This is a genomic window from Prosthecobacter sp. (assembly GCF_044232965.1).
GTDB lineage: Bacteria > Verrucomicrobiota > Verrucomicrobiia > Verrucomicrobiales > Verrucomicrobiaceae > Prosthecobacter.
The window spans coordinates 1-13,757 of the sequence record NZ_JBIIKX010000111.1 but is presented as its reverse complement, the minus strand read 5'-3'; the positions used below and the strand labels follow the sequence as shown (position 1 = coordinate 13,757).

Here is a 13,757-nt window from a genome sequence, read left to right as displayed (position 1 = left end):
GGTGGCTGCGGGAAGTTCTCCGGCGACTATCCAGAGTTCCTGCTGGCGTTGCTTGGTTTGGCGTTGCTCAAACATGCAGGGTTGTTCTCATCACCCAGGAGGAGAGGTTTTTCAACAGGCTGCTAGGAGCCTTCACGCTTGGCCTTACCCTCGGCTGCCTGCTGGGACTCACGCGGCACCCGGAGCCCACGCTCCGCGAGCGGTTCAGTTGGTGAAACGAGCCCCTCTTCCCCGTCAGGCGGCCAACTCTGTTCAAGCCATGCCCCCACCGTCAGTTCACACACACCTGCTCGTGGGTGCTTGGCTCCTGGCACTGCTGCCAACAGTGTATGCGGCCGACAGCCGCGCCCCCGGTTTCCAGACGCAGACACCGCAGACAACTCCGCCCATCCCTTCAAAGCAGGGACCTCAGAGCGTATTGTCCAGCGGTAAAAACCTCTCAGAAGACGAGGCTGGCCGCAGGTTTGCATCCGCCGTCTCCCCAGCACAGAGCCAGAGGCCTCAAGTTTCCGCCCGCCCGGCTCGGCCCAGCTCCTTCGCCCAGAACGATCGCGCGCAGCGGCTCAGCACTTCCCTGAACGTCCAGGACGTCATCATCAACACCTACCCCGGCGCACCGTTCACCATCATCCGTACTTTCGAGGGCACGCGCATGATCGTCCAGTTCCTGCCACTCACCCCGTCTCGCGTGATGGTGCCGCCCCTCCACCCGGCACGGATCATGACGCCCGCCCGTGCGCATGCCCCGTTCATCGCGGCCGTGCTTGGGGAGAATGCCCCCTTGGTTGCGAACGCTCCCACAGCACGATCCACCCTGCCAGTCCTCACCTTTGCCAGCCCCGTGCCCGGAAAACCCGGCTGCGTATATCCTCCCGGGTCGAGTCGCATTCCCGCCAACATCGTGGACGTCACCGGCCAGCATCCCGGCACCCGGATGCGAGACCCCGTCACCAAGGTCATATTCCTAGTTCCCTGAGCCCTGCGGCAGCGCCTCAACTGGCGTTCGAGGTCCAGCTTCGACAGCGCGTTGATGAGAGAGGTTCGGGTTCGTGCAGATGTCGCGCTTTCCACACAACGATTCACGCCGCGATGGGCATTGCTCCAAGCAAGGAACTCATGGACGGCAGGGCCGTGGCGGCGCTGTTTGGGTGATCCAAGCAGAGAGTCAAGCAGTCAAGGTATCAAGGAGGTCAAGACAACGACGCTTGACCTCATTGACACTTTGACTGCGAAGCCTTGACCTCCGCCAGCGTATCCCTGCCGCATGAAACCCACCTCGCTCCTCTGCGCCTTCACCCTTTCCACCGCGCTCACCTTCACTCACGCCGCCGATGACGAGGGCTTCGTGCCCATGTTCAACGGCAAGGACCTCAGCGGCTGGGTGAACGCCAACTGCGCGCCCGAAACCTGGAGCATCAAGGACGGCGTCGTGAGTTGCACCGGCATCCCCACCGGCGCAATGCGCACCGAGAAGCAGTATGAGAACTTCATCATGGAGTGCGAGTGGCGGCATCTCACCAGCGGCGGCAATTCCGGCGTCTTCATTTGGGGCAGCCCCATCTCCGCACCCGGCGTGCCCTTTCTGCGCGGCATCGAAGTCCAAGTGCTTGATCACGGCTACATGAAGCACGCCGACCCGAAAAAGCCGCGCTGGTTCACCACGCATGGCGACGTCTTTCCCATTCACGGAGCCACCATGGAGCCGCACGGCGACCACAACGGCCAGCGCAGCTTCCCCAGCGAGGACCGCAGCAAACCCTCGCCCGAATGGAACCACTACCGCATCACCGGCAACAACGGCAAACTCACGCTCGCCGTGAACGGCAAGATCGTCAGCGGTGGCGACAAATGCTTCTGGCGTAAAGGCTATCTCGCCCTCGAATCCGAAGGCGCTCCCGTCGAATTCCGCAACGTCCGCATCAAAGAACTCCCCTCCACCGGTGCCACCGCCGCCGACACCGCCCCGCTCGATCAAGGCTGGAAGAATCTCTACAACGGCCTCGACTTCCGCGGCTGGAAAGTCCCCGCCGGAGCCGAATCCAAATGGAATATCTCCAACTGGAACCTCAAACTCGACTCCACCGACGGCCAAGAAGGCCCCGCACTCTGGAGCGACGCCGAAATCGCCAACGGCGAGTTCATTGCCGACTTCCAGCTCTCCAAAACCGCCGATCTCACCAAACCCTGCACCGGCTTCTGCGTTCGCGGCGCAAAAACTCCCACCGTCCTCATTGGCACCGGCAAAGCCCCCATCGTCTTCGGCCCCGAACAAGTGAAACCCGGCAAATGGTATCGCCTCCGCCTCAAGCTCGATGGTCAAAAAGCCACCGCCACCCTCACCGAAACCCAGGAAGCCAATCCCCAAGTTCTTGAAGCCACGCTCGAAGGCTCACCCAAAGGCCCTGTCGGCATCGCCGACTTCGGCACGTCCGTGACCTTCGCGAATTTCTTCGTGCGGGAGTAAGGTTATAGCGAAGGGAGCGAAGCCTTCAGTATGATGGCACCATTGTTCCAAGGAAGCCGGGACATGCTTTTGAATATACCCACCAAAAAGCCACACACGAATCCCACGAAGTGAGCGGAAATAACTGGAACAAAAGGCTCATTTCCTGCCGACACAAAAACGGTGCCTCCTGTCGTTAGTTCATACATCGTCTTTGCCAGGAAGCTTCCGCCACCGAGAACGGCGAGCACTTGTGAAACACCACATGAATGGCCTTCATTCGGTTGCCGCCACAAGGCCGCGACCAAGAGACCCATGAGTGCCGTATCCAAGCCCGACAGGCCTCGATATGACTCAATATGTTGTTGATTGATCTGCACCTCTAAGGGTATGAAAACAGCGGCGACGAGCAGGCAGGTGGCATAGCGAGAGGGTAACAATCGCAAACAAAGCAGCGATAGCAGCCCAAACGCAAACAGGTCCCAAGCCAGATGATTCCATGACCAATGACTCAGGTGGGAAGTCATCCACGTCCATTCCACTCCTCCACTCCTCTGCCATTGCAACATTTCAGGGACACCGTGGATGCACTGCACTCCCAATGTCACCAAGGCCACGCTCACAGCCAGCAGGATGCCCGCCAGCGGCGGGCATCCTTCATGGTTCGTGCGTTGATGTTCCTGCGGTTGCATCAAGCCTTTCCTTTCTTGGAACGTTCAGTCACGCCCAAAGCCAGTACGGTAAACAGAGCCATCGAAACAACCGTCAGAGGTGACAGGGCTCCGCCACCACCGCCCAAGCTGAATCCGCTGCCACCACTGTGCGAAGGCGCAGGTGATGGAGTGAAGGGCTGCTGAGCGCTGTCCACACGATAGCTTACTGGCTGCGGAGCTGCCGCACGCGTCGCCTGCGCGGAGCGTTCCGCTGCAACACGTTGCTGATTGCGCCGTTCGATTCCCTGTCGGGCGAAGGCATCGTCGCCCAGCACCAGCATGGAGGTTTGGTCAGTCACGAGCTGATACTTCACACCGAGATCGGCAATCGCAGAGTCGGATTCACTTGCTGGCAGCACCCCTGTATTGGCACGCAGTTCGAATTGCTCGATCTGATCCATTGCCCAAAGCCGTTCCAGTTCGGGATTTGCCTCGTCACTCTCAGGAAAGCTGAACTTCGTTCGGTACACTTTGTCCTCACCCGTCATGCGGGCCTTGAGCACCAGTTCCGCTTCACCTGAACCTTCATACTGGCCAAACATCACCAACTGCTGCCCGTGATAGATCTTGCCAGGCAGCAATCCGGTTGTGTTGAGCGTCTTCACACCTGTGATGCTTAGCTCCGCATCGTGCAGGCATTCATGCAGCACCTTGCTCTTCGCCTGCAGGATCTGGCCAAGAATGTCGTCCGCATTCGAAACACCTGCGTAAAAGCCGCCACTTGCATCGCACACTGTGCGCATCAGCGGCCAGTTCGCGCTGTTGCCGAGCAAAAATCCGAAAATGCGGATATCGTGGCTCTTCGTCAGCTTGTGAAACGCCACCGGGTCCACGACGCCCGTGTTCGTCACACCGTCTGTTACAAGGATCACGCTCGTAGCACGGTCCGCGTCCAGATCCTTCATTGCAAGAGTCAGACCATCATAGAGGTTCGTGCTGCCGCTCGGCTGCAGCGCCGCGATCTGTTTCAGGGTCTCCTGCACATTCGCCTCTTCCGCCACCTTCCAGCCCTGCGTCAGATCCGAAGCTGTGGTGGAGAAAGTCACAATGCGGTAACGATCCTGCGGCTGCATCTTGCCCAAAACACGGCTCACACCGTCCGTCAGCACGCGCAGCTTAGTTTGCATGCTGCCAGACGTATCCAAGACAAAAACATAGTCCGCCCCGCCGGTGAGTGGCTTGAGATCCAGCCCCGGCGTTACCACCATCATGAACGTGCCCGGCCCAGATTTTCCTTTGCGGAAAGGGATCAGTTCCACTCGCCCTGGAAGGTCATCTGCGAGGCGATAGTATAAAACCAAATCCCCCGTGAGAGAATGATCCTTTTTTTCCACGCGCACCTTATAGTGACCGTCTGCCAACTTGTCCGTCACCGTCTCCTTTTCAAATCCCGGAACCCGAACATTGGTCACCGGCCAGGCTGATTTCAGCTCAAAGGCTGCGGAAAACGCGCCTTCCACCTTTGAGTTGACAGGATTCCAGAAACTCGTCGCAACATCATCCGTGCCACCTTCCTCAAGCGGATAGACAAATCGCCCGATACCTGTGTCTATTTCCAGCGGCTGGTAATACACGATCCGCAACCGCGTCTCGCTCTTGGCACGCACAGGGTGCACCTGGAAGTCGAAGGACTGATAGCCGTTCTTCGTCGCCAGGCCCGCGTCGTTACCAGCATATTTCTCGTTTTCATAAATCGTCTTCGCTTTTTCCTTCTCCACCACTTCGCCGTGAATCTCGCGTTCGCCGAGCGTCATCGTCACCTCCGAAAGGCTCGCGCTTTTCGGCAGCGGGAAGCGATAAACTGCCTCCAAGTCCTTGTCGTTCGGATTGAAGAACGTCTGCGTCACCTCCGAGCGGGCAAAGCCGTTGTTCAGCGTCACCTCCAGATGGTGATCCCGGATCTGGATTGGTTGATCCGGCGATCCCTTCGGCGTGAGTGTGCCCGCGCCATTAACGGATACCACCAGCCCCAGAGTAAGACCGAGAGTGATGACATAGCGATGCAAAGAGCGCGTGGAAACGGCATCACTCTTGCGGTGACCCGTCGTTATCGATGTGTGTGTTTGTGCTTTCATAGCACGCCGACACTCACCTTACCGCCGGGCAGTGGGTAATTCATAAAACATATCCTGCAATTGAATCACTCAATGGTCCAAAGCAGCATGACGTGGTATTCATTTCACCACAGCACAACTGCATGAGCACGTTTCACCGGGCACTTTGCAATGTTACCAACAGCCAAAGAATCAACAACAGGCAGCCGAATACAAAACCGGCAATCGAGATGACAATGGAAACAAGGGACCTGCTCTGGAAAGCAGGGTGCGCGATCCGAATCCCTGTGCAATAAGGTGCGCCACAAATCCTATCAACAGCGCAATGACCGCATTCGGCAACAACTGCTGAGTTATTATGAAGAATAACCACATGGACGGAGATTGAGGTCCTGCCAGGCTTCTATCACTTTGCAATATTTTCTCATTCCGACACTGGCAAGCTCTCCACACGCGTCGCTTCAGCCGCAGCCGCCATCGCCTTCACCTTGCGCAGATCTGTCTTTCCGGTGCCGAGCACCGGTAGAGACTCCACTCGCACAAACTGGTCGCGCTTAGGCTTCCAAAGGTTCGGCAGATCGGGTTTCGCAAGAGCTTCCAGCACGACTTCAAGAGCAGGATCGCTTAAGACATGCAGCACCATGAGTTTCTCTCCCTTTTTCGCATCGGGCAGGCTGGTCACGGCAAAGACCTGTGTCGGCAGTTCGACTATCTCCTGTAGTTTCTCCTCGACCTTGATGTGTGGCACCATCTCTCCGCCGATCTTGCTGAAACGGCTAAGCCGGTCGGTGATCGTGATGAAGCCGTCTTCGTCCACAGCAGCAATGTCGCCTGTGCAATACCAGCCATCCTTGAGCACCTCGGCAGTTTTAGCCGCATTGTTCATGTAGCCGCACATGATGTTCGGCCCCTTTAACAGCATGAGCCCAGACTCACCTACTGACCGTTCCGCCCCGGTCTCTGGATCGACAATGCGTACGGTCATGCCAGGCAGCGGGTGCCCGATAGTGCCACGCTTGCCGCCTATTTGTCTAAATCCCGCCGCACGGAAATCCTCTCGGTTCACGCTCACCGCCGGAGAACATTCAGTGCAGCCATAGGCCTCCATTGGACGGAAGCCAAACCGATCGGCAAAAGCCAATGCAAGTCGTTCGGGCAATTTTTCCGCACCCACCATGGCAAAGCGCACACTGCCAAACTGCTCCGGCTGACAGCCTCGCATGTAGAGCTGCAGGAAGGTGGGCGTGGCGAGAAGGAAGGATATCTCATGATGATGCACGAGCTCACCCACGGCCTTGGAATCAGTAGGATTAAAATGATACGCTACTCCCAGTCCCAACACTGCAGGTGCCCCAAGAGTTCCCGTGAAACCGAAAGAGTGGAAGAAGGGCAAGATACCCAGAACACGGTCATCCGACGCAAAAGCAAAAACCTGACCAATCTGCTCCACGTTTGAAACGATATTATAGTGCGAAAGCATCACACCCTTTGGTTCTCCCGTGCTGCCACTTGAGAAAATCAGGGTGGCAAGATCATCGATCTCTCGCTTCCTCCGACTTCCGAGCACTTTCTCGATCAGCGCCACGGGACAAAGCAATGCCAACGCCAGTGCTAAAAATCTCTCTCCAAGGCCTGGCTTCGCCGCAACTTCTTCCAGGAAGACCACTTCCACAGGCAGCTTCAAATTCAGCCGTGTGAGAAACTTTTGGGACGTGACCACCGTTCGGACCCCACTCTGGCTGATACAGGATGCGATACTCTCTTCGGAAAGAGTGTAGTTAAGATTCACCGGCACCTTGCCCATCAGCAGCGCTGCATAATTGGCAAGTGCACCCGCAACCGATGGCGGAAGCAACAGCCCAGCCATTTCTTGATCCTTCCAAACGCTTCTGAGCCTGCGCCCGAGAAAAATGGTCCTGGTCAGCGCTGTGAAGAAGGAAATTCGTGGCGAACTAGAGTCCGTCATCGAAAAACGAAAAGGATGGCGGCGGGCAGTGCGAACGAAGGAACGATGAATCGTTGGCATACGATCCTTGCGAAACTCCCATGCTGAGGCACCAAGCTCCGCAACAGCCTGGCGCACAACCTGTGGCTTGGCAGTGGCTGGCAAAGGCCTGCCATAGCTAACCGTTACCGGATACGGCAGCGTGCGTGGCACCTTGGTGTAAAAACGGCCCTTTTCGAAACTGAAAATACTCCCCCACACATTGTCGAGATGCACCGGAATGATCGGCGCATCGACGCCCTTCATGATGCGGCTCATGCCGCGGCGGAATGGAAGCAATTGGCCAATGCGGGTGATTTGGCCCTCTGCAAAGATGCACACGATGTGACCTTCCTTAATCCAACTCGTTGCCGACTGCAGCGACTGGATCATTTCACGCGGTCTCCCCTCCGAAGTGATTGGAATGGCCTTCAAAGCACGCGCAAACGGCTTAACCCACCATTTTTCGTAGATGCCCTTAAAAAGAATGAACCGGATGCGCCTCTTGGTCGTGGCCATCAAGAAACAGGCGTCCATGAACGACAGATGATTGCACACAAACAACGCGCCTCCGCTCTCAGGAACGTGTTCACGTCCAACAACGCGGATACGATAAAGAGTGTGGGTGACTAGCCACAGGAGCGGGCGAATCAGCAGGTCCGATATGACGATATTGATGAGCGCATTTGGGTTCATGCTCACAAGAATCTCACTAACCCGGATTTTCCTCCAATTGATATATCGTGAGCCGTCATTGATCAAAGCAATGGACGCTTCCAAAACAACAATAGAGCACAGATCAGTCCCTCATCCCCAACGCCTTCAACAGAAACGCCCACTCGTCCGCCGTCTTCTCGATGGTCTTGTTCAGCGCCGTTCCCGCACCGTGCCCGGCGCTGGTTTCGATGCGGATCAACGTTGGCGGGCCGTCTTTAGCCTGACATTCCTGCAATCGGGAGCCGAACTTGAAGCTGTGCGCGGGCACGACGCGGTCGTCGTGGTCGCTGGTGAGCACGAGCGTGGCCGGATAACGTGTGCCGGGCTTGAGATTGTGATACGGTGAGTATTTCAGCAGCGCGTTGAACTCCGCCCTGTTCTCCACCGTGCCGTAATCGCTCTTCCAGCCCCAGCCGATGGTGAATTTCTCGAAGCGCAGCATGTCCAGCACGCCCACAGCGGGCAAGGCAGCTGCGTAAAGCTCGGGACGCTGTGTCATGCAGGCACCGACGAGCAATCCGCCGTTGCTGCCACCTTGGATCGCGAGTTTGGCGCTGGTGGTGTACTTGTTCGCGATCAACCACTCGGCGGCGGCAATGAAGTCATCGAAGACGTTTTGTTTACCGAGCTTCACGCCTGCCAGATGCCATTCGCGGCCATACTCGCCGCCGCCGCGCAGGTTTGGCATCGCGAAGACACCGCCCATCTCCAGCCAGACGGCGCGTGAGACGGAGAAGCCGGGTGTCATGTTGATGTTGAAGCCGCCGTAGCCGTAAAGCAGCGTCGGATTCGAGCCGTCGAGCTTTAGGCCCTTCTTGTGAACGATGAACATCGGCACCTGCGTGCCGTCCTTGCTCTTGAAGAATATCTGCTTCGTCTCGAAGGCCGAGCCGTCGAACTTCACCTCCGGTTTACGCCACAGCGTGCTTTGGCCTGTTTTTAAATCCATGCGGTAGATCGCGCCGGGCTCGGTGAAGCTGGTGAAGGTGTAAAACGTGCTCGTATCCGTCCGATAACCGCCAAACCCGCCCGCAGAGCCGATGCCGGGCAGTTTCACGTCACGAATCAGCTTCCCCGCATAATCGAAGCACTTCACTTCCGTCTTCGCATCCCGCAGATACTCGCAGAACATTTGCCCGCCCACCGTGCTCACGCCTTCCAGTAGAACCTTCGGCACTTCCGGCACCACAATGCGCCAGTTGCCGCGCTGCGGCTTTGTCGTGTCGATGGCGATGACCTGGAAGCACGACGCGTTCAGATCCGTGCGGAAGTAGAACACTGGGCCGTCGTTGTCGATGAATGAGTAGCGCGCGTCGTTGTCATTGAGCAGTTCCACCACTGGGCCATCGCCGGCGTTCTTCTTGTAAAACACCCGATTTTTCGGCTCCGTGCCCAGCCACACCTGGATGATGAGATAGTCGCCATCCTCCGTCACATGACCGCCAAAGCCCCACTTCGGCTCGTCTTTACGGTCGTAGATCAGCGTGTCGTCACTCTGCGTCGTGCCCAGCTTGTGGAAGTAGAGTTTGTGAAATTCGTTCTTCGCCGTCAGCGCCGCGCCGGGCTTCGGTTCATCATAGCGCGAGTAGAAAAAGCCGCTGCCGTCCTTCAGCCACGACACCCCGCTGAACTTCACCCATTTCACCACATCCTCCAAATCAAGCCCTGTGGCGATGTCGCGCACACGGATCGTCGTCCAGTCGCTCCCGGCCTCTGAAACGCCATAGGCGATGAGCTTGCCGTCCTCGCTCGGCTCATAGTCTGACAATGAAGTCGTCCCGTCCTTCGACATCGCATTCGGATCGAGCAACACCTTGCCCTCGCCCTCCAACGACTCGGTCGTCATTAGAACAGCCTGATTCTGCAAGCCTGAGTTATGCGAATAAAACCACCGCCCACCACGCTCAAACGGCATGCCCACGCGCTCGTAATTCCACAACTCCTTCAATCGCTCCTTGATCTCCTCACGCTTCGGTAGCTTCTCCAGATAACCAAACGTCACTTTATTCTGCGCCTGCACCCACCCCTTCGTTTCCTCCGAATTGTCGTCCTCCAGCCAGCGATACGGATCAGCGATCTTCACGCCATGCAGCGTGTCCACCACATCCTCCCTGCGGGTCTGGGGATAGTTCAGTGATTCAGCAGCGAGGGTTGTGGTAGTCAGCATGAGCATAAATGCGGAGCGCATATCCCATCCTGCCTGCCAATTTCCACTTTGCAATCCAACCGCCCCCCGCCACGCTGATTTCGGCATTCGTCATTCCACATTCGTCATTTCTCACCACCATGCCCATCTCCCCGGACCAATACGAAAAGCTCGGCTCCTTTTACCTCGGCCGCGAATACGATCTCGCTGCCAAGCAAATCAAAGACGACCTCGTGCTCTACGATTCAAAGGACCTCGTCACGCACGGCGTCGTGCTCGGCATGACCGGCTCCGGCAAGACCGGTCTCTGCCTCGCTCTGCTCGAAGAAGCCGCCATCGACGGTGTCCCAGTCATCGCCATCGACCCGAAGGGCGATCTCGGCAATGCGCTGCTCACCTTCCCGAATCTCACGCCACAGGAGTTCCGCCCGTGGATCAATGAAGACGAGGCACGACGCAAAAACCAGTCTCCTGACGACTACGCCGCCGCTCAATCAGCGATGTGGCAAAAGGGCCTCGGCGATTGGGGCCAGAGCGCCGACCGCATCAAAAAGCTGCGCGAGACCGTCGATATGGCGATCTACACCCCCGGCAGTAATGCCGGGCTGCCCGTGTCGATTCTCAGCTCGCTCAATTGCCCGCCTGCGGAGGTCATGGATGACGCGGAGGCGCTCGCGGACCGCATTGAGAGCACCGTTTCGTCGATGCTCGGCCTCATGGACATTGAAGCCGATCCCATCCAGTCGCCGGAGCACATCCTGCTCAGCAACATCGTCGCACATTGCTGGAAGAAGGGACAAAACATCACGCTGGAAAACCTCGTGCGGCACATCCAGCAGCCGCCGATTCGGAAGATCGGTGTCGTCGATCTCGACAGCTTCATGCCCGAGTCCAAGCGCACGCCGCTGGCGATGAAGCTGAACAACCTGCTCGCCAGTCCCGGCTTCAGCACCTGGCTGGAGGGCGAGCCTCTGGACATCCAGCGCATGTATTACACGAAGGAGGGCAAACCGCGCGTCACCATCTTCTGCATCGCGCATCTGAGCGACACCGAGCGCATGTTCTTCGTCTCGCTGCTTTTGAATCAGCTCCTCGGCTGGATGCGCACGCAGCAGGGCACGACTTCGTTGCGAGCACTGTTCTACATGGATGAGATCTTTGGCTACCTGCCGCCCACGGCCATGCCACCGTCGAAAAAGCCGATGATGATCCTGCTCAAACAGGCGCGCGCTTTTGGCCTCGGCATCCTTCTCGCCACGCAAAACCCAGCAGATCTCGATTACAAGGCGCTGGCGAACATCGGCACCTGGTGGCTCGGTCGTTTGCAAACCGAGCGCGACAAGATGCGCGTGCTCGACGGCCTCGAAGGCGCGGCCAACACCGCGGGTGGCAAATTCGACCGCCAACTCATGGAGCAGACGCTCGCAGGCCTCGGTGCCCGTGTCTTCCTCATGAACAACGTACACGAAGACGCGCCCGTGGTCTTCCATGTGCGCTGGATTCTAAGCTATCTCAGCGGCCCGCTTGCTCGCAATCAGATCAAAGCTCTCATGGACCCGATCCGTCCCGCGAAAAACGAAGACGCTGCCGCCGAAGACGACGGCTTCGCGCCTCCCGGAGCCAGCAGCAGTGCCACAGACCGCAACACGGTTCGGCCGAAGCTGCCCGAAGATGTCACCGAGCTGTTCCAGCCCACCGACGGAGACGGCGAACACCTCACTTACACACCCGCCATCCTGCGCAGCGCCACGGTGCTGTTTGACGATGCCAAACGGAAGATCAGCGGCAAGAGCGTCGTCACGCTCGTCAACGCCATCGACATCGAGAAGCAGAAGGTCTTGTGGGACAAGTTCATCGACATCCCGAAGGACGACGATCTCTCCAAATTCGAGTCCGAACCCGTCGAAGGAGCCGCCTTTGCCGATCTGCCCGGTCCCGCGCTGAAATCCAGCACCTACACCAGCATCAAGAAAGACTTCACCGACTGGGTCTATGCCAATCACAGCCTCGAAGTCTTCTTCAGCCCGCTGCTGGAAGCCTATTCAAATCCCGGTGAGAAGGTGGACGAGTTCAAGGCGCGAATCACGCAAACGACGCGGGAAAAACGTGATGCCGCGATTGAAGAACTGCGCGAGAGGACCACCAAGGCCGTGAAGGCCCTGGAGGCCAAGGCCTCCAAAGCCATGACCAAGGTGGAAACGCAAAAAGCACAGGCCAGCAGTGCCACGATGAGCAGCCTTGTCACAGTCGGCGGCGGCATTCTGGGTGCCATCTTTGGCCGCAAGAGCGGCATCACCGCCGCCAGCAGCAGCATCGCAGGAGCAAGCCGCGTCATGAAGGAGCGACGCGAGGCCGCCGCCGCCGCTAGCGAACTGGAAGCCATTCAGTCCGAGATGGCCGACCTGGAAAAACAACTCGCCGACGACACTCAGAAGATCCGGGATCAATACGATCCCGCTGTGCTTGCCCTCGAAACCGTGAAACTCACCCCGGTGAAGAAGAACATCCAGGTGACCGCGACGGGGATATTGTGGCTGACGAAGTCCTGACTCTCTTGGCCACTGCTTGACTGTTTTGACGACTCCTTGACCTCAAGCCGCGTCAATCGGCCAAGAGATCGTCAAGACTCGCTTCAACACGCGAATCACCCTCAATAAACATCCCGGCGATACCGCTTTGCGTCCTTCAGCGCCTGCATGTAGGCGACGGCTTCTTCGGGTGTTTTGCTGCCTTCTTTTTCGATGATGGTGTGCAGGGCCTTGTCCACGTCGCTGGCCATGCGGGCGGCGTCGCCGCAGACGTAAAAGATCGCGCCTTGCTCCAGCCAGGCCCAGAGTTCGGCTCCAGCTTCGAGCATCTTGTGCTGGACGTAGATCTTCTCGGCCTGATCACGGCTCCAGGCGGTGCTGAGCTTGGTCAGTGTGCCGTCGGCGAGATAGCCTTCGAATTCATCCTTGTAAAAGAAGCAGGACTTGCTGCTGACTTCACCGAAGAACAGCCACGCCTTGCCCTTGGCGTTGGTCGCTTTGCGTTCTTCAAGGAAGGCGCGGAACGGAGCGATGCCGGTGCCGGGGCCGCACATGATGATGGGCGTTTCTTCCTGCGGTTCGGGCAGGCGGAAGCCTTTGCCGTGATTCACGAAGCACGGGATGAGCGTCTCGTTCGGCGTCACACGCTCGGCGAGGAAGGTGGAGGCGACGCCGCCACGCGCACGGCCGTGGCTGGTGTAGCGCACGGTGGCGATGGTGAGATGCACCTCCTCAGGATGCGCCTTCTGGCTGCTGCTGATGGAGTAGAGGCGGATGTTTAGCTTCTTCTGCGTCAGCATGAACTCCTCCGGCGTGAACTTCGCCGTCGGGTTTTCGAGCAGCAGGTCGATCACGAAGCGGCCCCAGAGGTAGCTTTTGAGGTCTTCCTTCTTCTCTGGCAGGCTGAGCTCGGCCAGCGGAGTGTTGCCGCCGGTTTTTTCGACGATGGCCTTGATGAGCTTGTTGTCGATCTCAGTGATGAGCGCCCCTTCGATCAAAGCCTGGCGAATCGGCACCTCGGCGGCGGTTTTCGGATGCTTCACGATTTCCGTGCCGGAAAAACCAAGCGCGGCGAGCGTGTCATCGACGAGCGCGGGATCGTTCTGGGGCTGCACGGCCAGCGAGTCGCCGGGGGTGTATTCGAGGCCGGAGCCGGAGAGGTCGATTTCGTA

7 protein-coding genes and 1 pseudogene are annotated in these 13,757 nt (G+C 58.1%); 3 read left to right on the top strand and 5 right to left on the bottom strand.

Annotation, left to right across the window (positions count from 1 at the left end; translation table 11 throughout):
• The first annotated feature begins 259 nt into the window (after window positions 1-259).
• Both ACILSI_RS25510 and ACILSI_RS25505 read left to right on the top strand, forming a co-directional pair.
• On the top strand, window positions 260-976 hold the full coding sequence (locus ACILSI_RS25510) for a hypothetical protein (protein ID WP_395724749.1): 717 nt from the start codon (window positions 260-262) through the stop codon (window positions 974-976).
• Window positions 977-1,264: 288 nt separating this feature from the next.
• On the top strand, window positions 1,265-2,464 hold the full coding sequence (locus ACILSI_RS25505) for a DUF1080 domain-containing protein (RefSeq protein ID WP_395724748.1): 1,200 nt from the start codon (window positions 1,265-1,267) through the stop codon (window positions 2,462-2,464).
• Between the two features lie 2 nt (window positions 2,465-2,466).
• On the opposite strand, the gene ACILSI_RS25500 is transcribed toward ACILSI_RS25505, so the two are convergent.
• The 4 genes from ACILSI_RS25500 to ACILSI_RS25485 form a co-directional block, all read right to left on the bottom strand.
• A complete protein-coding gene (locus ACILSI_RS25500) occupies window positions 2,467-3,135 on the bottom strand; it encodes a hypothetical protein (RefSeq protein WP_395724747.1) in 669 nt (222 codons plus the stop codon).
• The gene (locus ACILSI_RS25495; RefSeq protein WP_395724746.1) at window positions 3,135-5,231 is read right to left on the bottom strand and encodes a VIT and VWA domain-containing protein; all 2,097 of its coding nucleotides are present in this window, start codon (window positions 5,229-5,231) and stop codon (window positions 3,135-3,137) included. The genes ACILSI_RS25500 and ACILSI_RS25495 overlap by 1 nt, the downstream gene beginning before the upstream one ends.
• A 403-nt stretch (window positions 5,232-5,634) precedes the next feature.
• Window positions 5,635-7,890, bottom strand: a complete 2,256-nt coding sequence (locus ACILSI_RS25490) for an AMP-binding protein (protein WP_395724745.1) — start codon at window positions 7,888-7,890, stop codon at window positions 5,635-5,637.
• Between the two features lie 103 nt (window positions 7,891-7,993).
• Complete coding sequence (locus ACILSI_RS25485; RefSeq protein ID WP_395724744.1) at window positions 7,994-10,078, bottom strand: prolyl oligopeptidase family protein; 2,085 nt, start codon at window positions 10,076-10,078, stop codon at window positions 7,994-7,996.
• 119 nt (window positions 10,079-10,197) lie between these two features.
• Between ACILSI_RS25485 and ACILSI_RS25480 the strand changes: the two genes are divergently transcribed.
• Window positions 10,198-12,606 carry an ATP-binding protein gene (locus ACILSI_RS25480; RefSeq protein WP_395724743.1) on the top strand — a complete coding sequence of 803 codons (2,409 nt, stop codon included), beginning with the start codon at window positions 10,198-10,200 and terminating at the stop codon, window positions 12,604-12,606.
• Between the two features lie 101 nt (window positions 12,607-12,707).
• On the opposite strand, the pseudogene ACILSI_RS25475 reads toward ACILSI_RS25480, so the two are convergent.
• A pseudogene (locus ACILSI_RS25475) lies at window positions 12,708-13,757 on the bottom strand (sulfite reductase subunit alpha); the annotation flags it as partial.